Annotated in this window: 25 protein-coding genes; 5 read left to right on the top strand and 20 right to left on the bottom strand. The window is 56.5% G+C overall.

The window, feature by feature from the left end:
* Positions 1–57: 57 nt before the first annotated feature.
* From GVO84_RS01620 to dnaB, 4 genes are read right to left on the bottom strand one after another with little or no spacing between them, the layout of a single operon-like run.
* Positions 58–1,068, bottom strand: coding sequence for an AAA family ATPase (locus tag GVO84_RS01620; protein ID WP_159515333.1), 1,011 nt, complete (start codon positions 1,066–1,068; stop codon positions 58–60).
* Entirely contained in the window at positions 1,065–1,622 is a 558-nt protein-coding gene (pnuC, locus tag GVO84_RS01615; RefSeq protein ID WP_159515332.1) for a nicotinamide riboside transporter PnuC, read from the bottom strand. The genes GVO84_RS01620 and pnuC overlap by 4 nt, the downstream gene beginning before the upstream one ends.
* Positions 1,623–1,644: 22 nt before the next feature.
* Entirely contained in the window at positions 1,645–2,724 is a 1,080-nt protein-coding gene (gene alr, locus GVO84_RS01610) for an alanine racemase (RefSeq protein WP_159515331.1), read from the bottom strand.
* Positions 2,725–2,740: 16 nt separating this feature from the next.
* Complete coding sequence (gene dnaB / locus GVO84_RS01605) at positions 2,741–4,153, bottom strand: replicative DNA helicase (protein WP_023310046.1); 1,413 nt, start codon at positions 4,151–4,153, stop codon at positions 2,741–2,743.
* 66 nt (positions 4,154–4,219) lie between these two features.
* Here dnaB and GVO84_RS01600 point away from each other — a divergent pair, with 66 nt between their 5' ends.
* A complete protein-coding gene (locus tag GVO84_RS01600; RefSeq protein ID WP_159515330.1) occupies positions 4,220–5,203 on the top strand; it encodes a quinone oxidoreductase in 984 nt (327 codons plus the stop codon).
* Between the two features lie 184 nt (positions 5,204–5,387).
* On the opposite strand, the gene pspG is transcribed toward GVO84_RS01600, so the two are convergent.
* The 4 genes from pspG to GVO84_RS01580 all read right to left on the bottom strand — a co-directional run bounded on the left by pspG (position 5,388) and on the right by GVO84_RS01580 (position 8,816).
* Positions 5,388–5,630 (bottom strand): envelope stress response protein PspG, encoded by a 243-nt coding sequence (gene pspG, locus GVO84_RS01595; protein ID WP_023310044.1) that lies wholly within the window; start codon positions 5,628–5,630, stop codon positions 5,388–5,390.
* Positions 5,631–5,766: 136 nt separating this feature from the next.
* A complete protein-coding gene (dusA, locus tag GVO84_RS01590) occupies positions 5,767–6,762 on the bottom strand; it encodes a tRNA dihydrouridine(20/20a) synthase DusA (RefSeq protein ID WP_159515329.1) in 996 nt (331 codons plus the stop codon).
* Between the two features lie 82 nt (positions 6,763–6,844).
* Positions 6,845–8,155 carry a conjugal transfer protein TraF gene (locus GVO84_RS01585; RefSeq protein WP_159515328.1) on the bottom strand — a complete coding sequence of 437 codons (1,311 nt, stop codon included), beginning with the start codon at positions 8,153–8,155 and terminating at the stop codon, positions 6,845–6,847.
* 172 nt (positions 8,156–8,327) lie between these two features.
* On the bottom strand, positions 8,328–8,816 hold the full coding sequence (locus tag GVO84_RS01580; protein WP_121426231.1) for a cupin domain-containing protein: 489 nt from the start codon (positions 8,814–8,816) through the stop codon (positions 8,328–8,330).
* Positions 8,817–8,931: 115 nt separating this feature from the next.
* Between GVO84_RS01580 and zur the strand changes: the two genes are divergently transcribed.
* Positions 8,932–9,444, top strand: a complete 513-nt coding sequence (gene zur / locus GVO84_RS01575; RefSeq protein ID WP_008503369.1) for a zinc uptake transcriptional repressor Zur — start codon at positions 8,932–8,934, stop codon at positions 9,442–9,444.
* A 47-nt stretch (positions 9,445–9,491) separates the two neighbouring features.
* Here zur and GVO84_RS01570 read toward each other — a convergent pair whose 3' ends face one another.
* From GVO84_RS01570 to GVO84_RS01555, 4 genes are all read right to left on the bottom strand, one after another.
* The gene (locus tag GVO84_RS01570) at positions 9,492–9,701 is read right to left on the bottom strand and encodes a CsbD family protein (protein ID WP_024906712.1); all 210 of its coding nucleotides are present in this window, start codon (positions 9,699–9,701) and stop codon (positions 9,492–9,494) included.
* 120 nt (positions 9,702–9,821) lie between these two features.
* On the bottom strand, positions 9,822–11,159 hold the full coding sequence (dinF, locus tag GVO84_RS01565) for an MATE family efflux transporter DinF (RefSeq protein ID WP_159515327.1): 1,338 nt from the start codon (positions 11,157–11,159) through the stop codon (positions 9,822–9,824).
* Between the two features lie 63 nt (positions 11,160–11,222).
* A complete protein-coding gene (gene lexA / locus GVO84_RS01560; protein ID WP_024906710.1) occupies positions 11,223–11,831 on the bottom strand; it encodes a transcriptional repressor LexA in 609 nt (202 codons plus the stop codon).
* A 108-nt stretch (positions 11,832–11,939) separates the two neighbouring features.
* Positions 11,940–12,308, bottom strand: coding sequence for a diacylglycerol kinase (locus tag GVO84_RS01555; protein WP_023334158.1), 369 nt, complete (start codon positions 12,306–12,308; stop codon positions 11,940–11,942).
* Positions 12,309–12,462: 154 nt separating this feature from the next.
* Here GVO84_RS01555 and plsB point away from each other — a divergent pair, with 154 nt between their 5' ends.
* Complete coding sequence (plsB, locus tag GVO84_RS01550) at positions 12,463–14,883, top strand: glycerol-3-phosphate 1-O-acyltransferase PlsB (protein WP_063144995.1); 2,421 nt, start codon at positions 12,463–12,465, stop codon at positions 14,881–14,883.
* A gap of 118 nt (positions 14,884–15,001) precedes the next feature.
* Here the strand turns inward: plsB and gntU are convergent, their stop codons facing one another.
* From gntU to GVO84_RS01525, 5 genes are all read right to left on the bottom strand, one after another.
* Positions 15,002–16,342 (bottom strand): gluconate transporter, encoded by a 1,341-nt coding sequence (gene gntU / locus GVO84_RS01545; RefSeq protein WP_159737319.1) that lies wholly within the window; start codon positions 16,340–16,342, stop codon positions 15,002–15,004.
* Between the two features lie 3 nt (positions 16,343–16,345).
* Positions 16,346–16,873, bottom strand: coding sequence for a gluconokinase (gene gntK / locus GVO84_RS01540; protein ID WP_008503362.1), 528 nt, complete (start codon positions 16,871–16,873; stop codon positions 16,346–16,348).
* Positions 16,874–16,999: 126 nt separating this feature from the next.
* A complete protein-coding gene (gene gntR / locus GVO84_RS01535) occupies positions 17,000–17,995 on the bottom strand; it encodes a gluconate operon transcriptional repressor GntR (protein WP_021242747.1) in 996 nt (331 codons plus the stop codon).
* Positions 17,996–18,086: 91 nt separating this feature from the next.
* Positions 18,087–18,782 (bottom strand): pirin family protein, encoded by a 696-nt coding sequence (locus GVO84_RS01530; RefSeq protein ID WP_000639796.1) that lies wholly within the window; start codon positions 18,780–18,782, stop codon positions 18,087–18,089.
* Positions 18,783–18,905: 123 nt separating this feature from the next.
* Entirely contained in the window at positions 18,906–19,943 is a 1,038-nt protein-coding gene (locus GVO84_RS01525; RefSeq protein WP_159515326.1) for an oxidoreductase, read from the bottom strand.
* A gap of 256 nt (positions 19,944–20,199) precedes the next feature.
* On the opposite strand from GVO84_RS01525, the gene yhhY reads away from it, so the two are divergent.
* Positions 20,200–20,688 (top strand): N-acetyltransferase, encoded by a 489-nt coding sequence (gene yhhY, locus GVO84_RS01520; protein ID WP_045143059.1) that lies wholly within the window; start codon positions 20,200–20,202, stop codon positions 20,686–20,688.
* Positions 20,689–20,794: 106 nt separating this feature from the next.
* Here yhhY and ggt read toward each other — a convergent pair whose 3' ends face one another.
* Positions 20,795–22,540, bottom strand: coding sequence for a gamma-glutamyltransferase (gene ggt / locus GVO84_RS01515; protein WP_201283084.1), 1,746 nt, complete (start codon positions 22,538–22,540; stop codon positions 20,795–20,797).
* A gap of 123 nt (positions 22,541–22,663) precedes the next feature.
* Here ggt and GVO84_RS01510 point away from each other — a divergent pair, with 123 nt between their 5' ends.
* Positions 22,664–23,041: a DUF2756 family protein gene (locus GVO84_RS01510; RefSeq protein ID WP_045402505.1), complete on the top strand. Its 378-nt coding sequence runs from the start codon at positions 22,664–22,666 to the stop codon at positions 23,039–23,041.
* On the opposite strand, the gene ugpQ is transcribed toward GVO84_RS01510, so the two are convergent.
* Both ugpQ and GVO84_RS01500 read right to left on the bottom strand, forming a co-directional pair.
* The gene (gene ugpQ / locus GVO84_RS01505; protein ID WP_159515325.1) at positions 23,025–23,771 is read right to left on the bottom strand and encodes a glycerophosphodiester phosphodiesterase; all 747 of its coding nucleotides are present in this window, start codon (positions 23,769–23,771) and stop codon (positions 23,025–23,027) included. The genes GVO84_RS01510 and ugpQ overlap by 17 nt on opposite strands.
* Positions 23,768–24,838, bottom strand: a complete 1,071-nt coding sequence (locus tag GVO84_RS01500; protein WP_121426226.1) for a sn-glycerol-3-phosphate import ATP-binding protein UgpC — start codon at positions 24,836–24,838, stop codon at positions 23,768–23,770. The genes ugpQ and GVO84_RS01500 overlap by 4 nt, the downstream gene beginning before the upstream one ends.
* Position 24,839 lies beyond the last annotated feature (1 nt).

The raw sequence follows: 24,839 nt of genomic DNA, 5'->3' as shown, positions 1-24,839 counted from the left end.
TCGATGAGGCAGGGATTTCAACAATAAACCGGAAGTGGGAGAAGGTCGAGAGCGATATCAGGCCAGCCCCTGGATATATCGGCAAATTTGATCGATTCGCGCAGAGAGTGGACCCTGCACGCGCAAAAAGGGGATATTTCGCTGTGACAGCTCCGCTTCATACCACGCTTGCTGCCGATGACGAAACGCCTCATCCTGACGGGTCCCATCCTGCACAAAGGGAAATTCATCCCCGCAGAGTACGACCAGAGAATAGTTGCGTTCGGCTAACTCAATTAATGCCTGCGGCGCGCTGCCAAACTGATCGAGCGTGTAAAACAAGGTCGTTAAAGGTGACGTATCGCACACCAGGTAAGGCGCGATACAGGATAATTCCTCTCGGCGCACTTGCTCTCGGGCTATATGCAGCAAATCCTCCAGCTCAAGAACGCCATTCTTTGCTTCCCAGTGTTCACGACCATACTCTGCAACGTACGGGACGTTTAGCGTCTGCGCTAGTGCCTTAGAAAGCGTGCTTTTGCCCGTTGATTCTCCTCCTAATAAGCAGATGCGGAAAACAAAGCTGCGATAAACCTCAGGGGACATCATCTTACGATAACGATGAACATCAGAACGTATGCGCGTTCCCGAAGGGGCATCAGGTTCCAGTGAACGCTGGAGACGAACGTGCGCAACCGGTCGTCCGAAACGTTGGCTCAACACACTGGCAAACCCATCGCCATAGTCTTCGGCAGTAAATACCGCCTGTGGCTGACAATGCAGGATGTCTTCACACAGCGTGGCAACGTAATGACGATGCAGATCGGCGTCAGCGTCGTTCGGTGGGGGCGGCGCAATATCGTAAGACGCCATCACCTGCGGAGAAAGCACAAGGTGGCGACATTGCGGGAAGCGCGTCGTTAACCAGTGAAGTCGTTTTTCAGGTTCATAACCGCGTATTTCCGGCACCGAATAGCTAATGATAAAGACCGTCTCGCACTGCTCAAGTGCCGCATTGATAAGCGCTTCATGGCCTGCATGTAATGGTGCGAATTTGCCCACAACCAGGCCGCTGGCATAACGCTTCATTGCGCGCGGATCTCCTTACGCCACTGATAAAGCCCGTGCCACGCATTAAACCAAAACAGCAGATATAACCCGGCGGTCAGATGCAGGTCCCTCATCGCATATAGCGGTACCGCCAGCGTGTTAACGGCAATCCAGACGTACCAGTTTTCCAGACGTCGTCCCATTAGCATAAACTGAGCAAGAACGCTGAGCGTCAAAATGATGGAATCCAGCCAGGGCGCCCAGGCATTGGTGTAGAGATGCAAAATCAATCCGTACACCGCCGCCACGCTCATGGCACAGGCCAGCAGAATAAAAAAATGCCCCGGTCTGGTACGCCGAACGGGCAGTACATCCCCGCGATTGCCTTTCAGCCAGTGCAGCCAGCCGGTTATGCTCGTAATGATGAAGAAGAACTGAAGGGTAACGTCAGCATATAGCTGCACAGAATAGAAGACCCAGGCATAAAGCCCGCTGCCTATGATGCCAATCCACCACGTATGGATGTTATTTCTGGCGGCCAGCCAGACGGAGAGCGCATAGGCCAGACAAGCAGCGATTTCTGAAGGGGACATTATCCTTCCCTGGAGTAAAATGTTAGTCGATGTACTTCATCGCCACCCTTGACGTCAGGCGCGTGATAAGTTCGTAAGCACTTACTTTCGTGATTTCCGAGATGCGCTCAACGGGTAAACCTTCGCCCCACATCACCACATCGTCGCCTGGCTTATCCTGGGCTTCAGGCCCCAGATCGACACAAATCATGTCCATAGCCACGCGGCCAACAATCTTCACCTCGCGACCGTTGACCAGAACCGGCGTACCCGACGGTGCGGCACGCGGATATCCGTCACCATAGCCCATCGCCACTACGCCAAGACGGGTATCACGCTCGCTGGACCAGGTACCGCCATAGCCCACCGGCTCACCCGCTTTATGGTCACGCACGGCAATCAGGTTAGAGACCAGCGACATGACCGGCTGGAAGCCAAAGTCCGGCCCCCAGGGTTTGTTCTCCAGCGGCGACACGCCGTAGAGAATGATGCCCGGTCGCGCCCAGTCGAAATGCGACTGCGGCCACAGCAGAATACCGCCCGATGCCGCAATCGAACGCATCCCCGGTTTGCCTTCGCAAAAGGTATTAAAGATATCCAGCTGCCGCTCGGTCGCACCGCACTCGGGCTCATCGGCGCGGGCGAAGTGGCTAACGATATTCACCGGTTGGCGCACGTTTTTGCACCGGCATAAGCGCTGATAAAACGCTTCCGCACTCTCCGGACGCACGCCGAGACGGTGCATGCCCGTGTCGAGCTTCATCCATACGGTCACCGGCTCGCTCAGCTCGGCGGTTTCGAGTGCGGCGAGCTGTTCTTCATTATGCACTGCCGTGTGAAGATGCTGGTCAGCGATGGTCGGCAAATCTGTGGCTTCGAAAAAGCCTTCGAGGAGCAGAATGGGTTGAGTAATGCCGCCCGCGCGCAGGCGGAGGGCTTCTTCAAGACGGGCGACGCCAAAGGCGTCGGCATCGGGGAGCGTTCGCGCGGTCTCCAGAAGACCGTGTCCGTAAGCGTTCGCTTTCACGACTGCAACGAGCTTGCTGGCGGGCGCCAGTTCACGCAGACGTTGCAGGTTGTGTCGCAGAGCGCGGCGGTTAATAACAACAGTTGCCGCTTGCATTTGAATTCCTTAGAAATTACTCATCATCATATTGAGGACCGGCATAGTTGTCGAACCGCGACCACTGTCCGTTAAAGGTCAGACGCACCGTCCCGATCGGGCCGTTACGTTGTTTACCAATAATAATTTCGGCGATCCCTTTCAGGTCGCTGTTCTCGTGATAAACCTCATCACGGTAGATGAACATGATTAAGTCGGCATCCTGCTCGATGGAGCCGGACTCACGCAGGTCAGAGTTGACCGGGCGCTTGTCGGCACGTTGTTCCAGGGAGCGGTTAAGCTGCGACAGCGCAACGACCGGAACGTGCAGCTCTTTGGCTAACGCCTTGAGCGAGCGGGAAATCTCCGCAATTTCCAGCGTACGGTTGTCGGAGAGCGACGGGACGCGCATCAGCTGTAAGTAGTCGATCATGATAAGACCGATGCCGCCGTGTTCACGGGCGATACGGCGCGCGCGGGAACGAACCTCCGTCGGCGTCAGGCCGGAGGAGTCATCGATATAGATGTTACGTTTTTCCAGCAGAATGCCCATGGTGCCGGAGATGCGCGCCCAGTCTTCATCATCGAGCTGGCCGGTACGGATGCGGGTCTGATCCACGCGCGACAGCGACGCCAGAGAACGCATCATAATCTGTTCGGAGGGCATCTCAAGACTGAAGATAAGCACTGGCTTATCCTGCAACATCGCCGCGTTTTCGACGAGGTTCATCGCAAATGTGGTTTTACCCATCGACGGACGCGCGGCAACGATGATCAAATCCGACGGCTGCAGGCCGGCGGTTTTCTTGTTCAAATCGTCATAGCCTGTGTTCACGCCGGTGACGCCATCGTGCGGCTGCTGGAACAGCTGTTCGATACGAGCCACGGTGGCGTCGAGGACATCGGCGATGTTTTTTGGGCCTTCGTCTTTATTGGCGCGGCTTTCTGCGATTTTAAAGACGCGTGACTCAGCGAGGTCGAGCAGATCTTCGCTGGTGCGACCCTGTGGATCAAAACCGGCTTCGGCGATCTCGTTCGCCACCGAGATCATCTCGCGAACGACGGCACGTTCGCGCACGATATCGGCATAAGCGCTGATGTTCGCCGCACTAGGCGTGTTTTTTGACAGTTCCGCCAGATAGGCAAACCCGCCGCAGCTGTCGAGTTGCCCAAGACGCTCCAGCGATTCCGCGAGCGTGATTAGGTCTATCGGGCTGCCCGACTCCTGCAGACGCGCCATTTCGGTAAAGATATGGCGGTGCGGACGGGTGTAGAAATCTTCCGCCACGACGCGCTCGGCGACGTCGTCCCAGCGTTCGTTATCCAGCATTAAACCGCCCAACACCGACTGTTCCGCTTCAATCGAGTGCGGCGGGACTTTTAACCCTGCGACCTGGAAATCACGCTCGCGAGGTTCAGTCTGTTTGTTGAAGGGTTTGTTTCCTGCCATAGTGAATGGAGTTACCGAGATAAAGAGTGGGTCGAAAGATTACCATATTTTTCTTACGGAGGGAGCATGGCAACGCGCATTGAATTCCAGAAACACGGTGGGCCAGACGTACTGAAAGCGGTAGAGTTCACCCCTGCCGTGCCTGGCGAAAACGAAGTGCAGGTTGAAAACAAAGCCATCGGCATAAACTACATCGACACCTATATTCGCGGCGGTCTCTACCCGCCTCCGTCAATGCCGAGCGGCCTGGGCACCGAGGCAGCCGGTGTCGTCGTCAAAGTGGGCAGCGCGGTCAAGCATATTAAAGAGGGCGACCGCGTGGTGTATGCGCAGTCAGCGCTGGGCGCTTACAGCTCCGTCCACAACGTTCCGGCAGATAAAGCCGCCCTGCTACCTAACGCCATCTCCTTTGAGCAGGCAGCGGCCTCGTTCCTGAAAGGTTTGACGGTTTACTACCTGCTGCGCAAAACCTATGAAATTAAGCCCGACGAGCAGTTCCTGTTCCATGCCGCAGCGGGTGGCGTCGGGCTCATCGCCTGTCAGTGGGCAAAAGCACTGGGCGCGAAGCTGATCGGCACCGTCGGAAATGCACAAAAAGCGCAGCGCGCGCTGCAGGCGGGCGCCTGGCAGGTGATTAACTACCGTGAAGAGAGCATTGTTGAGCGGCTGAAGGAGATCACCAGCGGCAAAAAAGTGCGCGTGGTGTATGACTCGGTGGGGAAAGACACGTGGGAAGCGTCGCTGGACTGTCTGCAGCGCCGTGGTCTGATGGTCAGCTTCGGCAATGCGTCAGGCGCGGTAACCGGCGTTAACCTGGGTATTCTGAACCAGAAAGGTTCTCTGTACGTGACTCGCCCTTCCCTGCAAGGATACATCACCAACCGGGAAGAACTTGAGGAAGCCAGCAACGAGCTGTTCTCGCTGATCGCCAGCGGTGTCATCAAAGTGGATGTGGCAGATGCGCAGAAATTCGCGCTGACCGATGCGCAGCGCGCGCATGAGGTGCTGGAGAGCCGGGCGACGCAGGGGTCGAGCTTGTTGATTCCCTGAGTCCCAAAAAGAAATTGGGCTTCCCGTGGGAAGCCCTTTCTTTTTTTAGTTCGGCTGTATGTAGGGTACAGCTCGATGAATTCTTTAGCGGCAGTCATAGTGACAGATTCGATAAGTAAATCCTATTCTGTTCTAAGCCCTGCCGCCGGAAAAGTTACAAGTATGTGACGAACCCCTCAATACCTTAGTAACGGAAGCGGTTATTGCGCTGATAACTGGGCACTTTTGGCGCTTTAATCGCCCGAATAACCCACACGACCGCAATGGCCAGCAGTAGCCACGGCAACAGTTTGATCGTCAGGGCAAACAATCCCCCAATAAACATGACCACCGTCGCCACCACGATAGCCGCCAGAATGCCGAGCAGCGAAACGCCTGTCGCTAACAGCATGACAAAAAAGCCAATCACAAAAAGTAGTTCCAGCATGGTGCTCTCCCACGAGTTCCCGAGTAATGCAGTAGGCATTACAAGAATCATGCCAGACTTAACGTGTTGTTATTAAAGTAAAACGCCCCGCGAGCGTTTGCAGGGCGTGGTGAATTTGACGAACTTTTAGCGAAAGTTATCGCTTGTCTGCCACCAGTCGCAGCGCATGTTCCAGCACCTCGATATCTGCACCGGCTTTATGCGCATTCTCGCTCAGGTAGCGTCGCCACTGACGCGCGCCAGGAATACCCTGGAACAGGCCAAGCATATGGCGGGTGATATGGCCGAGATACGTGCCATTGCTCAGCTCGCGCTCAATGTAAGGGTACATCGCACGCACGACGGCAACCGGATCGGTGTCCGCGCCTTCGATGCCAAAGATTTCGCGATCGACCGTCGCCAGAATGCCCGGGTTCTGATACGCCTCGCGCCCGACCATCACGCCATCCATATGTTCCAGATGGGCTTTAGCCTCTTCCAGCGACTTGATGCCGCCGTTAATGGACATCGTCAGGTGCGGGAAGTCACGCTTCAGCTGATATACGCGCGGATAGTCCAGCGGCGGGATCTCACGGTTCTCTTTCGGGCTGAGGCCGGAGAGCCAGGCTTTTCGCGCGTGGATGATGAACATCTCGCACTCGCCTTTCCCGGATACCGTATTGATGAAGTCGCACAGGAATTCGTAGCTGTCCTGGTCGTCAATGCCGATACGGGTTTTGACCGTGACCGGAATGGAGACCACATCGCGCATCGCCTTGATACAGTCCGCTACCAGCTGCGCGTTCCCCATCAAACATGCGCCAAACATGCCGTTTTGCACGCGGTCGGACGGGCAGCCAACGTTAAGGTTGATCTCGTCGTAGCCGCGCGCTTCTGCCAGCTTTGCGCACTGCGCCAGCGCAGCCCGATCGCTGCCGCCCAGCTGCAGGGCAACCGGATGCTCTTCTTCGCTGTAGGCCAGATAGTCGCCCTTCCCGTGAATGATTGCGCCCGTGGTCACCATTTCGGTGTACAACAGCGTATGGCGGGAGAGCTGGCGCAGGAAATAGCGGCAGTGTCTGTCCGTCCAGTCGAGCATCGGCGCAATGGAGAAACGGTGTGCAGGGAAAGCGGTCTGTAATTCTGACGACATGGCGAAGTTTTAAGCATCTGGTGGAAAAGGGGCGCTACTATAGCACAAAGAAAAGCCGGAGGCGCAGCGCCTCCGGTGGACTTTAGAACGTCATACTCAGCTGAGCCCCTGCGCCCCAGGTTTCGTCTTCACCGTACAGACCCATCAGGTCTACATGAACGGTGCTGAACGGCGCGAAACCGACACCTCCGGTAAAGACATTGCTGTCGTTACCCTTCACGTCCGCGCGATAACCCGCACGCACCGCCAGCCAGCTGAGCGGCGTAACCTCGGCACCGACACCCACATACTGCGACGTATCTTCGCTCTTGAAGCCTTTGGTTTCCGTCAAATCGCCATCGGCGGTCAGCGTCACCAGATCGTTGTGCCAGGCGGCACCGGCGGTCACCAGCGGACGGATCTGGTAGGTATCTTTATAGCTCACCACTTCTCCCGTACGGCCGTTGCGGATACGGATATCTTTGGTGTCGATATCGCGCGACATCAGGTTTTGTCCGCTCACGCCTACCGTCCAGTGTTCGCCGAAATCAGCCGCAATACCGGCATCGACGTTAAAGCCCGTGTCGTCCGTGCGGTAGCGGCTGTCGTTCCACTTGTTACTGTCGTAATCGTAGATTGAGGTGGTGTAGTTATAGACCCAGGTTTTTTGCAGTTTTGGCGTCACGCCCACGGAAACAGGGACGCCGCCGAGGTCAAACTGACGGGCAACGGCAACACCATAATCGGACACAATCGCCGCCCGGCCAGACGCCGTTGAGTTGAGATTTTTAGTGATCTGATCCGTGCCGTTCAGCGCAGCGTCCAGGGCAACACCGGCAGCCACCACATTGCTTCGTTGAATACCGCGCAGATAATCAATATCTTGCTGATCGATAGACGAGCTCACCCGGCCATGAGCATAGCCTTTCGCCATAAAGGCCACAGAAAGCACATCGTTAGGGATACTCACGGCAAGCCCTGCACCTGCCGTCGCGCGTGCGGTTTTGCCCTTGAGATAGTCCAACTCATCGGCCAGATCTTTGGCCGCGCCCTGGAATTGATTAATGGAACCTAACGGATTGGTAATAATCTCTCTTGGCGTGAGGCCATCAACCACATCCTTGTAGTGATTAATTTTGTCGTTGATGTTATCAATCTCGTCCTGAAGATTGTCTTTATCCGTTACCTGTACGCCAACGGACGGCAAAATGACCGTCACATCATCGTCCGGTTTTGCCTTTGCCAGCAACGCGGGGTTGATTAACGCCCCGCTACCATAGCTCCCGGAGGCAACGCCAGTGCCCCCCATTGCGTCACTTCGTGATTCTGTCCAGGTATTGGCTGCTCCCGCCTGATTTGCCATAAACAAGGAAACAGCGATACTCACCACCGAAAATTTAAAATTTTTTTTCACAGTATGCCCGTTATAGTCTGTTATGAAATAACCCCTGTCTGTTATCACCCAAACAGGAACGAACTATTGCTGTGAATAAGTAGTAAAAGACCCGCTATTTCTTTCCCTAAGTAAAACTCCCTTACGGCCTGTTATATTTTGTGACGGCCCTCAATATTTATAGAAGAGGAAATTATTTTTTCCCAGGTTTTCCATCATGCGGTCCAAAAAACTGGGGTGGGTGGTCAACCCAGCGATCCTCTCGGGTAGCGGCATACACCGGATTGAGGGGATAGTAGATGCGATTGTGCTTCTTGTTGGCCTCGCCTACGACCAGCAACCGCACCTCTTCCTCCGTGTTGTTAATAAAGGTGTGGCAGATACCGGTTCCGGCAGGAAACCCCACGCTGTCGCCCGGTTCAAGTTTCCATAAATAGCCATTAATCCACGCGTCTGGATAACCTTCAATCACGTAAATGAACTCTTCTTCATCGCTTTCAGCATGCGGATAGGACGTTCTGCGCCCGGGCGGTAAACGCTCATGATGGATGCCAATGCGCCCGAGCCCGAGCTTGCGAGCCAGCGGGGCGCCTATAGAAAAAAGCTCATCGCTATCTGGATAGGTCGAATCATCCGCGCCTTCTACGTCGCGCCAGTGCCGAATACAGTCAGGTTTTTTCATTGTTTATTTCCCGGTTTGTAATGGGTCAGGTATAGCACAGACTGGCGGATCTCGGTGTTTTTACCAGAACATGATAAAGTGGGGGTTTTCCGTCCTATAACATCCGGGGTGCTACATGGATAAGTCCACAAAAGAGCTGTTAGCGCAGGCCGAAAAGCTGTGCGCGCAACGCAATGTGCGCCTGACTCCGCAGCGCCTTGAAGTATTACGTCTGATGAGCCTGCAGCAGGGTGCTATCAGCGCCTACGATCTGCTCGACCTGCTCCGCGAAAGCGAGCCGCAGGCGAAGCCACCGACGGTGTATCGCGCCCTGGATTTCCTGCTTGAACAAGGGTTCGTGCATAAGGTTGAATCCACCAACAGCTATGTGCTGTGCCATCTGTTCGATCAGCCCACCCACACGTCGGCGATGTTTATCTGTGACCGCTGCGGCGTGGTGAAAGAAGAGGCTGCGGAAGGCGTGGAAGATATTATGCATACGCTGGCGGCGAAAATGGGTTTTGCCCTGCGTCATAACGTGATTGAAGCGCACGGGCTGTGCTCTGCCTGCGTGGAAGTGGAAGCCTGTCGCCATCAGGATGCGTGCCAGCACGACCACTCAATTCTTGTGAAGAAAAAGCCGCGTTAACGGCAAAAGAAAAGGCGGCTTAGAGCCGCCCTGTGGGTTATTCAGCGTTACCAGCGGTAGTCGTTACGGGTTTCCCAGTCTTTGACTTCGTTTTCCGCCTGATCTTTCGCGTAGCCGTAACGTTCCTGAATTTTACCGACAAGCTGATCGCGTTTACCTTCAATGACGGTCATATCGTCATCAGTCAGCTTACCCCACTTTTCTTTCGCTTTACCTTTGAACTGCTTCCAGTTGCCGCCGATTTCGTCTTTATTCATCATCGTGTCCTCTTAGTTAAGCGTCGGGTCGTAACGTCCGTTACGTTCTTTTCTGCTGGACGTGATAATTATTGTAGTTAAGGATTCGGCAGTTGATTTCATATTCGGAATCTTTAACCGTCACGATATATCGTGACGTGAAGAGAACCAGGTATTGTTTTGCCAGTGGCGGTGCCAGATAAAAGCCAGCGATATCCCTCGCAGCGAGAGGAAAACGGCCAGGGCCAGCCACAAACCGTGATTACCCAGCCAGGGAAGCGTCAGTAGCGTCAGGCCAAACCCTGCCGCCGCGACCGCCATGCTGTTGCGCATTTCCGCTCCGCGCGTCGCACCAATAAACATGCCGTCCAGCAGATAACACCAGACGCCGACCACCGGTAATATGACTTGCCAGATGAGATAGTGACTCGCCAGTTCGCGCAGCGCAGGGATAGACGTTAGCAATGCAACGATCTGCTCACCCAGGCAGGCGTAAACCAGGCCGAACGCCAGCGCCACCAGTCCCGACTGACGGCAGGCTGCCCGCCAGACGTCCCGAAGCTGCCCGCTTTCGCGCGCACCGTACGCCTGCCCGGAATGCGCTTCTACCGCATAGGCAAAACCGTCCAGCGCGTAGGCGGTAAAGGTCAGTAGCGTCATCAATACCGCGTTGACCGCAACGATTTCTGGCCCCAGTCGAGCCCCGAATACCGTCAGCGCGCCGAAGCAGAGCTGAAGCAGCAGCGAGCGCAGCATGATGTCACGATTAAGTGCCAGCAGCTTACGGATATTGCCGCGCCATGCGGTTTTGAGCAGCGCCAGGGAGATGCCGCGCATCGCCAGCACGCGCCAGACCATCCACAGGCCAATAATAAAGGTTCCGTACTCGGCAATCGCCGTCGCCAGCGCCGCGCCCTGCACATTCATATGCAGACCCATGACCAGCCAGACATCCAAAACGATATTGAGCAGGTTACCCACCACCAGCAAAATGACCGGCGCACGGGCGTACTGAACGCCCAGTAGCCACCCCAGCAGAACCAGGTTAGCCAGCGACGCGGGCGCGCTGAGCCAGCGGATTTCAAGGAAACGTCGCGCCTGCGCCAGTACCGCCTCGCTGCCGCCAACAACATGGAGTGCAAGGTCGATCAGAGGCGTACGTAATAAAACGATTAACGCCCCCGCGCCAAGCGCAAGGATCAGCGGCTGCACCAGCGCGCGCGCCAGACGCAGCGGATCTTTTGCGCCATAAGCCTGTGCCGTAAGCCCGGTGGTGCTCATACGCAAAAAGAGCAGCAGCATAAACAGGAAGCTGGTTGCCGTCGCGCCAATCGCCACGCCGCCAAGATAAACAGGCGAATCAAGGTGACCAATAACGGCAGTATCGACCAGACCGAGCAAGGGAACGGTAATATTGGAGAAAATCATCGGCAGAGCAAGACGCCACAATGCCTTATCGGATGCCGTCAGCAGTGACATGAAAAATACCGGGAGTGGAGAATGAAGCAGGCTACAGCGGCGCCATAGCCTGTCAGGAAGAGGTTACAGCCATTCGCCGTTGCGAATGACCCCAACCGCCAGTCCTTCGATAGAGAAGTTGTGTTCGCGGAGATCGACCACAATCGGGGAGAACTCATTGTTTTCAGGCAGTAGCTGAACGGTGTTCCCCTGTTTTTTCAAACGCTTGACGGTGACTTCATCATCAATGCGTGCGACAACCACCTGGCCGTTACGCACATCCTGCGTTTTGTGCACCGCAAGCAGATCGCCGTCAAGAATGCCGATGTCTTTCATCGACATACCGCTGACGCGCAGCAGGAAATCAGCGCTCGGTTTGAACATGGCCGGATCGACCTGGTAGTGGCCTTCAATATGCTGCTGTGCCAGTAAAGGCTCACCGGCAGCAACACGCCCCACCAGCGGAATGCCCGTCTCTTCTTCCACCAGTAGGCGGATACCACGTGACGCGCCTGAAACAATCTCAATCACGCCCTTACGCGCCAGCGCTTTGAGGTGTTCTTCGGCAGCATTCGGAGAACGGAAGCCCAGACGCTGCGCGATTTCCGCACGCGTGGGTGGCATACCCGTCTGGCCGATATGATCCCGGATGAGATCAAACACCTCTTGCTGCCTGGTCGTTAACGCTTTCATTCCGCCCCCTGGGTGTATATACAGTTATGCTGTGAGTATATACAGTCAAAGGCGATTTTGGAACCAAAAACTGCACAAAAAACCAGGGACTTAATTATTCCTCGAGGCTCATCGGAAATGTGACCAAAGCAGCGTGACCCAGGTGATTACGGCAGTGATAATCGCCAGCAACACGGCAGCAGAGCCCATGTCTTTTGCGCGGCCAGAAAGCTCGTGGAAATCTGAACCAATGCGATCAACAACAGCTTCAATAGCGCTATTAAGAATTTCCACTATCATCACCAGAAGCACGGAACCGATAAGAAGTACGCGGGTAATAGCATCAACATCAAGGAAACAGGCGATGATCACCGCGATGATAGCGGCGACGCCCTCCTGGCGAAAGGCGGCTTCGTTGATCCACGCGGCACGGAACCCTTTCCATGAATAGCCGGCGGCTTTGATGATACGCGTTAACCCAGTGGTATTATTGGCCATTAAAAGAACCTTTTATGAAAAAAAGCGTCAGTAACAGGAACTGTAGCGCGTTTCGCTACAGCCTGAAGTATGACGGGTAACAACAGAAATTTTGCGCGCTTTCTGTTATCCTTGCGCCGCAATTGCATTATTAACCAGAGGCTTTACATCGTTTATGTCCGGCTGGCCACGAATTTACTACAAATTACTTAATTTACCATTAAGCATCCTGGTAAAAAGCAAGTCTATCCCAGCGGAACCCGCGCTGGAATTGGGGCTCGATACGTCGCGTCCTATTATGTACGTTTTGCCTTATAACTCGAAGGCAGACTTACTAACGCTTCGCGCCCAGTGTCTGGCGCATGACTTACCTGACCCGCTTGAACCGCTAGAAGTTGACGGCACTTTACTGCCGCGCTACGTGTTCATTCACGGTGGACCGCGCGTGTTTACCTACTACACGCCAAAAGAAGAGTCCATCAAGCTGTTCCATGACTATCTCGACCTGCACCGCAGCAACCCCGATCTGGATGTGCAGATGGTGCCGGTATCGGTGATGTTTGGTCGTCGCCCGGGCCGTGAAAAAGGTGAAGAGAACCCGCCGCTGCGCATGCTTAACGGCATCCAGAAGTTCTTCGCGGTCTCCTGGCTGGGACGCGACAGCTTTGTGCGTTTCTCCCCTTCCGTTTCGCTGCGTCGAATGGCGGACGAGCACGGCACCGACAAGATCATCGCGCAGAAACTGGCGCGCGTGGCGCGTATGCACTTCGCCCGCCAGCGCCTGGCTGCCGTAGGGCCGCGTCTCCCGGCGCGTCAGGATCTGTTCAACAAGCTGCTGGCCTCCAAAGCGATTGCCCGCGCCGTCGAAGACGAAGCGCGCAGCAAGAAAATATCGCATGAGAAAGCCCAGCAGAACGCCATTGCACTGATGGAAGAGATTGCAGCGAACTTCTCATACGAGATGATCCGCCTGTCCGATCGTATTCTCGGCTTTACCTGGAACCGCCTCTACCAGGGCATCAACGTTCATAACGCCGAGCGCGTACGCCAGCTGGCGCATGACGGCCATGAGATTGTCTATGTTCCCTGCCACCGCAGCCACATGGACTACCTGCTTCTTTCCTATGTGCTCTATCATCAGGGGCTGGTACCGCCGCACATTGCTGCCGGTATCAACCTGAATTTCTGGCCAGCAGGCCCGATTTTCCGCCGCCTGGGCGCCTTCTTTATCCGTCGTACCTTCAAGGGCAACAAGCTCTACTCCACCGTGTTCCGCGAGTATCTGGGCGAGCTGTTCAGCCGCGGCTATTCTGTGGAGTACTTCGTCGAAGGCGGTCGTTCCCGTACCGGACGCCTGCTCGATCCGAAGACCGGCACGCTGTCGATGACCATTCAGGCGATGCTGCGCGGAGGAACCCGTCCAATCACGCTGGTGCCAATCTACATTGGCTATGAGCACGTGATGGAAGTGGGCACGTACGCCAAAGAGCTGCGCGGTGCGACCAAAGAGAAAGAGAGCCTGCCGCAGATGCTGCGCGGCTTAAGCAAGCTACGCAATCTCGGTCAGGGCTATGTGAACTTTGGCGAGCCGATGCCGCTGATGACGTACCTGAACCATCACGTTCCCGAGTGGCGCGAATCCATCGATCCTATCGAAGCGATTCGTCCAGCCTGGCTGACGCCAACGGTTAACGGCATCGCGTCCGAGCTGATGGTGCGCATTAACAACGCCGGTGCGGCTAACGCCATGAACCTGTGCTGTACGGCGCTTCTGGCTTCGCGTCAGCGCTCGCTGACCCGCGAACAGCTCACGGAGCAGCTGGATTGCTATCTGGACATGATGCGCAACGTGCCGTATTCCGTTGATTCAACTGTGCCTTCTGCTACCGCCAGTGAGCTTATCGATCACGCGTTGCAGATGAACAAGTTTGAAGTCGAAAAGGACACGATCGGCGACATCATCATTCTGCCGCGCGAGCAGGCAGTTCTGATGACGTACTACCGCAACAACATCACCCATATGCTGATGCTGCCGTCGCTCATGGCGGCCATCATCACCCAGCATCGCCGTATCTCGCGTCAGGAACTCTTGCGTCACGTTGATACGCTCTACCCGATGCTGAAAGCGGAGCTGTTCCTGCGCTGGAGCAAAGATGAGCTGGCGGGCGAACTGGATAAACTGACGGAAGAGCTGCGTCGTCAGGGGCTGATTACCGTCTCAAACGACGAGCTGCACATCAATCCTTCACGCTCCCGCACCCTGCAACTGCTGGCGGCCGGCGCGCGCGAAACGCTGCAGCGCTACGCCATAACGTTCTGGCTGCTGAGTGCGAACCCGTCTATCAACCGCGGTACGCTGGAGAAAGAGAGCCGGACGCTGGCACAGCGCCTGTCCGTTCTGCACGGCATTAACGCCCCTGAATTCTTCGACAAAGCGGTCTTCAGCTCTCTGGTGCTGACGCTGCGTGACGAAGGCTTCATTAGCGATACGGGCGATGCCGAGCCGGAAGAGACGCTGAAGGTGTACCAGATGCTGGCAGAGCTGATCACTTCGGACGTGCGTTTAACGATTGAGAGCGCGACGCAGGGCGAGTGATGTGAAAAAGCCGGGTGGTGGCTTCACCTGACCCGGCCTGGCGTTCTGCATAATATAAAGGCCCGGTAAGCGCTAACGCTACCGGGCCTTATTTTTGAGCCTTGTTAAATCACCGCATTCAGCTCAGCAGCGTAAAGGCAATCATCCCGACAATCGCACCCGTCGTGCCGAGGATGGTTTCCATCAGCGTCCAGGTTTTCAGGGTTTGCGCTTCGGTGGCGCCGGTAAATTTACCGAACAGCCAGAAGCCCGCGTCGTTAACGTGAGAGACCACAATCGAACCGCCCGCGATACAGATAGACAGCGCGGCCATCTGCGCACCGGAGTAGTTCAGCTGTTCAATCACCGGCATCACCAGACCCACGGCGGTTAAACACGCCACGGTTGCGGAACCCTGGATGATACGCACCGCCGCGGCCAGTACGAAGCAGGTTACCGCAATCGGCAGGCCCATCCCGGTCAGCGCTTCGCCCAGAGCCGGACCCACGCCGGAATCCACCAGCACCTGCTTGAACACGCCACCGGCACCGATCACCAGCAGGATAATACCCGCAGGCTGCAGCGCGGCACCGCAGATCTCCATCACTCGGTCTTTTGGCATCCCCTGACGCATCGCCAGGCCGTAAATCGCCACCAGACAGGCCACCAGGATCGCCGTGAACGGGTGGCCGATGAACTCGAACCATTCGTAGGCGCTGGAACCCACCGGCACAAAGCGCGCGGCGATGGTTTTCAGACCCACGAGAACCAGCGGGAGCAGGATCAGCGACAGGCTGAAGCCGAAGGACGGCATTTTGCCCTCGCCCAGGTGCGGCTCGGTGACGTCATCCGGAATGTGCAGCTCAACGTAACGGCTGATGAAGTTGCCCCACAGCGGACCGGCAATAATCATCCCCGGAATTGCCGCGCATAGGCCGATCAGGATCATCCAGCCAAAGTCAGCGTGCATCTGGGACGCCAGCAGCATCGGCGCAGGCCCCGGCAGCAGAAACGCTGCGGCCGCCGCCACGCCCGCAAACAGCGGAATAACCAGCTTCACGAGGTTAGTGCCGGTATGGCGCGCCATGGAGAACGCGACGCTTATCAGCAGCACAACGGCCACTTCGAAGAACAGCGGCAGCGCGCAAATCAGGCCAGCCAGGCCAATCGCGTAGTGCGCACGGCTGTGGCCGAAGGATTTCAGCATCTTGACGGCAATCTGGTCGACCGCGCCCGTCTCGTGCAAAATCTTGCCAAACATCGCGCCAAGGGCGACCACAATCGCCAGGAAGCCCAGCGTACCGCCCATCCCTTTTTCCATCGTCGCGGCGATCTTGTCGAGCGGCATACCGGAAAAGAGACCTGCACCTATAGAAACCACCATCAAAGCAACAAAAGCGTGCATGCTCGCCTTCATCACTAAAAACAGCAGCAGCAACACGGAACCCACTGCTGTTAAAACTAGCGTTAATGTACTCAAAACTTACTGCCTTTTATTAATGACCTCGATGGTGCTGGCAACAACACCTTCCAGTGACTGATCGATATCAACCACTAAGACGTCTTTCTCATCTTCACCCGGCTCCTGCAGCGCTTCGAACTGCGTCACCAGCATCTGGGTTTTGAAGAAGTGACCTTTACGCGCCTTCAGACGGCTTTCAATCACCTCGAAATCCCCTTTCAGGTAGATGAAAGAGAGGTTCGGGTTGCCGTCGCGCAGCAGGTCGCGATAGGTTTTTTTCAGCGCAGAGCAGACGATCAGGGAGACTTTGTTAGTGCGCTGCATAGCGAACGCGGCGTCATTCAGCGCCTGCAACCACGGTTTGCGGTCGTCGTCGTTCAGCGGCTCGCCGGAGGCCATTTTCATGATGTTGCTGCGCGGATGGAGGAAGTCGCCATCAAGGAACGCAGCCTGGAGTTGATGCGCCACTTCACTGGCTACGGCTGATTTCCCGCTACCGGAAACGCCCATCAGGACGTAGACGTGGTGATCGTGATTAGTCGTGCTCAAAGGGTGTCCCTCAGTCAATTGTTACGGGTAACAGTTATCGGTAACATTGTCCTGCTGGGGCAAAAGAGAAGCAATATCCAAACGTGCGCGAAGTGAATAAGTGTGAGCTACTTCAAATTTGTCAGTTCAAATAGATCCACCCGGTGACAAGGTGAAACCTAAATCTAACATTTTCGGGGTAACCGTCTCGCCACGAATGCGCGCCAGCAGGCGTTCTGCGCCAATGCGGCCCATACGTTCACGCGGGGTCAGGACGCTCGCCAGACGCGGCTCCATCACCTGGCCGATGTCGTGGCCGTGGAAACCGGCAATCGCCATATCGTCGGGGATCTTAAGCCCCAGACGCTGGCACTCAAACGCCGCGCCGACCGCAAGGTCATCGTTGGTGCAGAAAATACCGTCCAGTTGTGGATACTCGCGTCGTGCCTGACGCATCAGCTCAATACCCGACGTATAGGAAGAGGACTGCTCCACCATCACGCTGTAGGGGGTTAAGTTCGCGTCGAGCATCGCCTGCTCGTATCCCTTCTGTTTGATGATAGTACGTTCATCCAGACGCGCACCCAGATAGGCGATATGACGATGCCCACGGGCAATAATGGCCGCCGTCATCTGGCGCGCCGCTTCGAAGTTATCGAACCCAACGGCGATGTCGAGGCACGGAGACTGGCTGTCCATCAGCTCCACCACCGGGATACCGGCCACTTCAATCATTTTGAGCGTGCGGGCAGTGTGGGTACGTTCGGTTAAAATCAGGCCGTCGATGTTCCAGGAAAGCATCGATTCAAGACGCTCCTCTTCCAGTTCCGGCTTGTATCCGTAGTGGGCGAGCATGGTCTGATAGCCAAAAGCATCGGTGACGCTTTCGATTCCTCGTAATACTTCGGCGAAAACCTGGTTGGTCAGGGAAGGAAGCAGGACGCCCACCGCACGGCTGGTCGCATTGGAGAGAATATCGGGTGCGCGGTTGGGGATATAACCCAGTTCATCAAGGGCAGCGGCAATCTTGCCACGTAACGCAACGGAAACCTGCTCCGGGTTACGTAAAAAACGGCTGACCGTCATTTTGGTCACACCGACGCGATCGGCGACATCCTGAAGTACGGGGCGTTTCTTTTTCATCGTCCTGAGAAATCTTGAAGTGAGAGATTTGCTCAGTTTATCACGGACAAAGCTCAACCTTCCCCGTTTAAAGGGAAGGTTGAGTAATTATTTATACCGGCGGCAGGTCAAACAGCAGGATTTCACTTTCGCTGTCGGCGTGCACGGAGAGCGCCTGCTCATCCCAGATGGCCAGGCCATCGGCGGTGGTTGCTTTGGTGCCGTTGATGGACACTTCACCTTTCACCACCTGGATCCAGACGCGGCGGTTGGCGGCAATCTGATGAACAGACTGTTCGTCTTTCGCCAGCGCCCAGCGGTACAACTCCATATCCTGATGCACCTTCAGGGAACCTTCACGCGCATCCGGGGAGAGCACCAGCTGTTTGCCCTGCTTCGCGTCGAAGCGGCGCTGCTCGTAGCGCGGCGTGATGCCGGTCTCTTCTGGAATGATCCAGATTTGATACAGGTGCAGTTTTTCCGTTTTGCTCGGGTTGTACTCGGAGTGACGCACCCCGGTACCCGCGCTCATAATCTGGAACTCGCCCGCCGGAACCTGCTCTTTGTTGCCCATGCTGTCCTGGTGCTCAACCGCCCCTTCCAGCACATAGGTCAGGATTTCCATGTCTTTGTGCGGGTGGGTACCGAAGCCCTGGCCTGCATCAATTACGTCGTCGTTAATCACGCGCAGTGCGGAGAAGCCCATGAAGTTCGGGTCGTAGTAGTCGGCAAACGAGAATGAATGCCATGAGTCCAGCCAGCCATGATTCGCGTGACCACGTTCGTTTGCTTTGCGTAAGTAGATCATTGTTTTCACCCTCAGTTCGTTTCGATGGAGTAAGTGTGGACGCAAACCGCCTGGGATCATAGAGGGTGAAAATTGACTCCTCTGTTCAAAAATTATGAACAAGCACAGAGGAGCCGTTTTTGCTTATTTCGCGAGGGTTATCGTGGCAGGAGAAGCCTGTTCGAAGGCCCGCTCAAGGATTTCCAGGTTAGTAAGAACGTCAGATTCCTTGACGTAATTCGGCGCGCCGGCTGTGAGGGTTTCATACAGCGCATCGTAGACGCGGCCATAGTCGCCCACTTCCGGTTTCAGCTCCTCCCTGACCGTTACGCCATCATCGCTAACGTACTCCAGCACGCCCACGGAATCATCCGCCGCAAAGCCCGGTTCGCCCGGCATGATGTTGGCCTTCAGGCTGGTCTCCTGTTGGTCGATGCCGTACTTAATGAACGAGCCGCGGGTGCCGTGAACGATAAATTTTGGATAGTCGATTTTCACCAGATGGCTGGTTTTGACGATGGCTTTCAGGTCGCCGTAGAACAGCTGCGCTTCAAAGGTGTCGTCCGGGTTGGCTTTATTACGCAGGCTGCGGATGTCAAACGCCACGTGGTCCGGTCGGCCAAACAGGGAGATGATCTGGTCCATGGTGTGCACGCCCAGACCATAGAACGAGCCGTCCTGCGGCAGGCCGGGCTGAGTTTCCGCGACCGGACGGTAGTAATCGAAGTGGCTTTCGATTTCCACGATGTCGCCCAGCTTGCCGCTTTCAATCGCTTTTTTCGCCGTCAGGAAGCAGCTGTCAAAGCGGCGGTTCTGATATGGCGTAACGGTCAGGCCTTTGCTTTTCGCCAGCGCGAACAGTTCCTTGGCTTCGGCGATGGTCGGGGTGAACGGCTTTTCCACCAGCACGTTTTTGCCCGCTTCCAGCGCGCGCTTCGCGTAGTCGAAGTGGCTGTCGGCGTGGGTGCAGACGACAACCAGTTTGACCTGCGGGTCGTTAAGCACTTCATCCAGATCGCTGGTGAAATGGATGTGGGAATACTGGGGGGATTGCTCTTCCGGCTTCGCGCGGCGGCGGTAGATATGGGCCACGTGCCAGCTGTCTTTACGGTTGAGAACATACGGCAGGTGGTAGCGGGTCGTACTTTTACCAAATCCAATAAATGCGCAATGTAGTGTCATGGCTCAGTCCTTTTGGAAGGTTACTGAGTCTAACCATAACAAAAAAAAAGCCAGCTAGAAGCTGGCTAAAGTAATACTGGAAGCAATGTGAGCAATGTCGTGCTTTCAGGTTCCCGTAGGGGTCTTCCTGAATGCAGAGCAATAATAATCATTCTCATTCGCACTTGTCTACTTTTTTTTGCAAAAAATAGCGGTTGACTCAAATTTTAAAGTCATTGATGTTGAAAGGGACATTTAACTGACTGAGGAACAAGGAATGAGTGAGATAGTGATACGCCATGCGGAACCGAAAGATTATGACGCCATTCGTCAGATCCACGCCCAGCCGGAGGTGTACCACAACACGCTACAGGTTCCTCATCCCTCTGAGCAAATGTGGCAAGAACGGCTATCCGACCAGCCCGGCATCAAGCAGCTCGTCGCCTGCATAGACGGTCATGTCGCCGGCCATCTGTGCATCGTCGTCGCGCAACGCCCGCGCCGCAGCCATGTGGCTGATTTTGGGATTTGTGTCGGCGCGCAGTGGCAAAACCGGGGCGTCGCCAGCGCGCTGATGCGCACCATGATTGATATGTGCGATAACTGGCTACGCGTTGACCGCATTGAGCTGACGGTGTTTGTCGATAACGAACCGGCGATTGCGGTGTACAAAAAACACGGGTTCGAAATCGAAGGCACCGGTAAACGCTATGCCCTGCGCAACGGCGAGTATGTGGATGCGTATTACATGGCGCGGATGAAGTGACATACTCCCCTCACCCCGGCCCTCTCCCCATAGGGGCGAGGGAGAAAAGACCGCACCGTGCAATCCCCTCTCCCCTATGGGGAGAGGGTTAGGGTGAGGGGAACCATCAATACCCCGCCGACAAATCATCCACCGAACGCGGGTCCGACGCGCCAAACAGCGCCCCGTCCGGCCCCACCATAATGCTCTGGGTGCTGCCCATCGCCTCTTTCACCGCCACCTTCTGCCCGCGCTGCTCCAGCAGCTTGATGGTATCCGGGCTAAAGCCCTTCTCGACGCGCAGCTCGTCAGGCAGCCACTGGTGATGGAAACGCGGCGCGTTGGTCGCTTCGGCGACGTTCATCCCAAAGTCGATGCTGTTCACCACCATTTGCAGCACGGTAGTAATAATTCGACTCCCGCCCGGGCTGCCGGTTACCAGCCAGGTTTTTCCGTCTTTCACCACGATGGTAGGCGACATGGACGACAGCGGACGCTTCTTCGGCCCGACGGCGTTGGCATCACCGCCTACCAGCCCGTAAACGTTTGGCACGCCCGGCTTGGCGGAGAAGTCATCCATCTCGTTGTTCAGCAGAATGCCGCTGTTGCCCGCCACAATCCCGGTGCCGAAGGTGGTGTTGAGCGTATAGGTCACCGCCACCGCGTTACCGTCTTTATCCACCACCGAGAAGTGGGTGGTCTGGTTGCTTTCATACGGCGCCAGCTTGCCGGGGCGGATTTCGCTCGACGGTTTGGCCTTGTTGATGTCGATCTGATCGGCAATGGATTTGGCATACGCCTTGTTGGTCAGCGCCTGCCACGGCACCTTCACGAAGTCCGGATCGCCGAGGTATTCCGAACGGTCGGCGTAGGCGCGTTTTTCCGCTTCCGCCATCACCTGCATGGCGTCCGCGCTGCCGAAGCCGAACTTGTGCATATCGAAGTTTTCAAGAATATTGAGGATCTGCACGATGTGGATCCCGCCGGAGGACGGCGGCGGCATGGAAAAGACCTCGTAGCCGCGATAGGTGCCGCTAATCGGCTCGCGCTCCACCGCCTTGTATTCCGCCAGATCCGCTTTGGTGATGAGTCCGCCGTTTTTCTGCATCTCTTCCGCAATCTGGTCGGCAATCGCCCCTTTGTAGAAGGCGTCGGGACCGTGCTCCGCAATCAGCTCCAGGCTTTTGGCGAGGTTCTTCTGCACCAGCCTGTCGCCCTTCTTCAGCGGCTCACCGTCTTTCCAGAAGATCGCTTTGCTGTTTTCATGATTCGGAATGACTTCGCTGCCGTAGGTCTTGAGATCGTCCGCCAGGGCGTCGTTCACCACAAAGCCGTCGCGCGCCAGCTTGATGGCAGGCTGCACCACCTTGTTCAGCGGCATCGTGCCGTATTTTTCCAGCGCCAGCGAGAAGCCCGCGACGGTACCCGGCGTGCCGGAGGCGAGATGCGAGGTCAGGGATTTTTTGCTGTCAGGGTTACCCTGGTCGTCGAGGAACATATCGCGGGACGCCTGGGAAGGCGCCATCTCGCGGAAGTCGATGGCCGTCGTTTTGCCGTCTTTGGTGCGCAGCATCATAAAGCCGCCGCCGCCCAGGTTACCCGCCTGCGGATGCGTTACCGCCAGCGCATAGCCGACGGCGACCGCTGCATCCACCGCGTTACCGCCCTGCCTGAGAATATCGACGCCCACTTTTGTTGCCAGCGCATCCACTGACGCCACCATGCCATGGGTTGCCCGCACGGGATGAAAAACATCTTCCTCCACGCCGTAAGAGACCGGAGGCGCCGCTGGCGGGTTGGCCGCCACGCTAAATGTACCGCCTGCCATCAGCGCGGCGATGGCGACCCAGCGCAAAAACGTTGTTTTCATCATTATTGTTCTCCAGGTGAAGGGATCCATATTCCCCGCTTAAGCCTGGTTCACAACTCCTAAAAAATCATCGTCATGGTGAAATCAGGGTAAACTTAAGAGAGACCTCAAAAGGAGGAAATGACAATGAAACGCTTGATGATTCTTGCGGCGCTGATTCCGTTTGCCGCGCTCGCACAGCCACTCAACACCATGAACAACCCGAACCAGCAGGGTTACGTTATCCCGAGCCAGCAGCGTATGCAGACCGAGATGATGAGCCAGCAACAGCAGCAGAAAGGGATGCTTAACCAGCAGCTTAAAACGCAGACCCAAATGCAGCAGCAAAGCCTGCAAAATCAGATGAACGCCAACACCCAGCGCGTGCAGCAGGGGCAGATGCGCGAGCAGCCGCTGCCGAATAAAAACGGCGGGATGTTAGGGGGAATGACGTCGTCAGGCAGCGGACAGCAGCACATGCTGCCGCCGCAGTCGAATGGCAGTATGCTTAATCCGCAGAACTAAAGTCCGGGCCGATCAGGTCGATTGCATCGGTGCAGATGCTGTCCACGCCCCAGCGCAGCAGCTCAGCTGCGCGCTGGGGTTTGTTAACGGTGTAGACCAGAATATGCAGACCCGCGTCTTTCAGCATCTTCACCCGCGCCTCATCCAGCAGCCTGTGATTGAGATGGATAGAAACGCACGCTAAGCGCGTCGTCAGCTCGCGCCAGTCCTCGCGCCACTCGTCAAGCAGCAGCCCGCGCGGCAGCGCCGGCACGGCCGCCTGTGCCGCTTCCAGTGCGTCAATTTCAAATGAGGAGAGCAGCGGCGCGGTCATCCCTTCCCACAGCTCGCGCGCGGCAAGGGCAATCACTTTGCCCGTCAGCGGCCCGGTGCCGGTGGTCGGTTTGATTTCGATATTGGCCATCATGCCGCGCTGGCGGCAGCGGTCAGCCACTTCGGCCAGCAGCGGCAGCGGTTCGCCTTTGAATTCGCCGCTGTACCAGCTTCCGGCGTCCACCTTCAGCAGATCCCGCCACGGCAGCTCGCCCGCCACGCCCCAGCCGTTGCTGGTGCGCTCGAGGTTATCATCGTGCAGCAGGAAAATTTCGCCGTCTTTCGACAGCTTGGCGTCGAACTCGATCATCGTGTGACCGTAGCGCGCGCCAACGTCAATCGCCGCCAGGGTGTTCTCCGGCGCCAGCTTACCGCCGCCCCGGTGGGCGACGACGTGGGGATAAGGCCAGTTGCTCATACTCGTTGTCCTGTTTCACCGTCAAACAGGTGCAGATGGTTTTCCGGCAGGTGCAGCCACAGCGTGCTGCCTGCCTTAGGGCGCTCCTGATGCGGCAGGCGCACCACCATTTTTTGCTCGCCCCAGCGCCCGTGCGCCAGGTTATCTGCACCCAACATCTCCAGCGTGTCCATCACCAGCGGCACGCCGCCGTCCGCCTGAGAGGTTAAAGCAATATGCTCCGGGCGGATACCGAGCGTCATCTTACGCCCGGCGTAACCACGATAGTACCAGTTGATCGGCAATGCCATCCCGCTTTCCAGCTCAAAATGCGTGCCCGCGCTGCTGATACGCCCTTCCAGCAGGTTCATTGCCGGGCTGCCGATAAAGCTCGCCACAAAGCGGGTGGCCGGTTTCTCGTACACTTCCACCGGCGTGCCAATCTGCTCGGCGATGCCTTTGTTCATCACCATTACGCGCTGGGCGAGGGTCATGGCTTCGACCTGATCGTGGGTCACGTACAGGGAGGTGGTTTTCAGACGACGATGAAGCTGCTGCAGCTCAAGACGCATCTGCACGCGCAGCTTGGCGTCGAGGTTAGAGAGCGGCTCGTCGAACAGGAATACCGCCGGATCGCGCACGATGGCGCGCCCCATCGCCACGCGCTGGCGCTGGCCGCCGGAGAGCTCGCGCGGGCGCCGTTTGAGCAGGCCGTCCAGCTCGAGAATGCGCGCCGCTTCTTTCACGCGCTCCTCGATATGGCCTTTGCCCATGCCGCGGATTTTCAGCCCCCAGGCCATGTTCTCTTCCACGCTCATGTGCGGATAGAGGGCGTAGTTCTGGAACACCATCGCGATGCCGCGGTCTTTGGGTTCCATTTCGGTGACGCGCTGACGGTCAATCCAGATATCCCCGGACGTCACGCGCTCCAGCCCCGCCACCATGCGCAGCAGGGTGGATTTGCCGCAGCCGGAAGGGCCAACCATCACGATAAATTCCCCGTCCGCCACGTCGAGCGTGAGCGGCTGAATGACCTGGGTTTTGCCATCCCAGCTTTTGGTTACTGCCTGAAGTTTTAAACCTGCCATC

This window comes from Enterobacter sp. SM3 (genome assembly GCF_009811935.2).
Lineage (GTDB): Bacteria > Pseudomonadota > Gammaproteobacteria > Enterobacterales > Enterobacteriaceae > Enterobacter > Enterobacter asburiae_D.
Note: the sequence above shows the minus strand (reverse complement) of the source record. Positions and strands in the feature narration are given on the sequence as shown.

Coding starts and splice junctions, on each gene's coding strand:
- GVO84_RS01620 (WP_159515333.1), bottom strand. CDS start 1,068: ATGAAGCGTTATGCCAGCGGCCTGGTTGTGGGCAAATTCGCACCATTA.
- pnuC (WP_159515332.1), bottom strand. CDS start 1,622: ATGTCCCCTTCAGAAATCGCTGCTTGTCTGGCCTATGCGCTCTCCGTC.
- alr (WP_159515331.1), bottom strand. CDS start 2,724: ATGCAAGCGGCAACTGTTGTTATTAACCGCCGCGCTCTGCGACACAAC.
- dnaB (WP_023310046.1), bottom strand. CDS start 4,153: ATGGCAGGAAACAAACCCTTCAACAAACAGACTGAACCTCGCGAGCGT.
- GVO84_RS01600 (WP_159515330.1), top strand. CDS start 4,220: ATGGCAACGCGCATTGAATTCCAGAAACACGGTGGGCCAGACGTACTG.
- pspG (WP_023310044.1), bottom strand. CDS start 5,630: ATGCTGGAACTACTTTTTGTGATTGGCTTTTTTGTCATGCTGTTAGCG.
- dusA (WP_159515329.1), bottom strand. CDS start 6,762: ATGTCGTCAGAATTACAGACCGCTTTCCCTGCACACCGTTTCTCCATT.
- GVO84_RS01580 (WP_121426231.1), bottom strand. CDS start 8,816: ATGAAAAAACCTGACTGTATTCGGCACTGGCGCGACGTAGAAGGCGCG.
- zur (WP_008503369.1), top strand. CDS start 8,932: ATGGATAAGTCCACAAAAGAGCTGTTAGCGCAGGCCGAAAAGCTGTGC.
- GVO84_RS01570 (WP_024906712.1), bottom strand. CDS start 9,701: ATGAATAAAGACGAAATCGGCGGCAACTGGAAGCAGTTCAAAGGTAAA.
- dinF (WP_159515327.1), bottom strand. CDS start 11,159: ATGTCACTGCTGACGGCATCCGATAAGGCATTGTGGCGTCTTGCTCTG.
- lexA (WP_024906710.1), bottom strand. CDS start 11,831: ATGAAAGCGTTAACGACCAGGCAGCAAGAGGTGTTTGATCTCATCCGG.
- GVO84_RS01555 (WP_023334158.1), bottom strand. CDS start 12,308: ATGGCCAATAATACCACTGGGTTAACGCGTATCATCAAAGCCGCCGGC.
- plsB (WP_063144995.1), top strand. CDS start 12,463: ATGTCCGGCTGGCCACGAATTTACTACAAATTACTTAATTTACCATTA.
- gntR (WP_021242747.1), bottom strand. CDS start 17,995: ATGAAAAAGAAACGCCCCGTACTTCAGGATGTCGCCGATCGCGTCGGT.
- GVO84_RS01530 (WP_000639796.1), bottom strand. CDS start 18,782: ATGATCTACTTACGCAAAGCAAACGAACGTGGTCACGCGAATCATGGC.
- GVO84_RS01525 (WP_159515326.1), bottom strand. CDS start 19,943: ATGACACTACATTGCGCATTTATTGGATTTGGTAAAAGTACGACCCGC.
- yhhY (WP_045143059.1), top strand. CDS start 20,200: ATGAGTGAGATAGTGATACGCCATGCGGAACCGAAAGATTATGACGCC.
- ggt (WP_201283084.1), bottom strand. CDS start 22,540: ATGATGAAAACAACGTTTTTGCGCTGGGTCGCCATCGCCGCGCTGATG.
- GVO84_RS01510 (WP_045402505.1), top strand. CDS start 22,664: ATGAAACGCTTGATGATTCTTGCGGCGCTGATTCCGTTTGCCGCGCTC.
- ugpQ (WP_159515325.1), bottom strand. CDS start 23,771: ATGAGCAACTGGCCTTATCCCCACGTCGTCGCCCACCGGGGCGGCGGT.
- GVO84_RS01500 (WP_121426226.1), bottom strand. CDS start 24,838: ATGGCAGGTTTAAAACTTCAGGCAGTAACCAAAAGCTGGGATGGCAAA.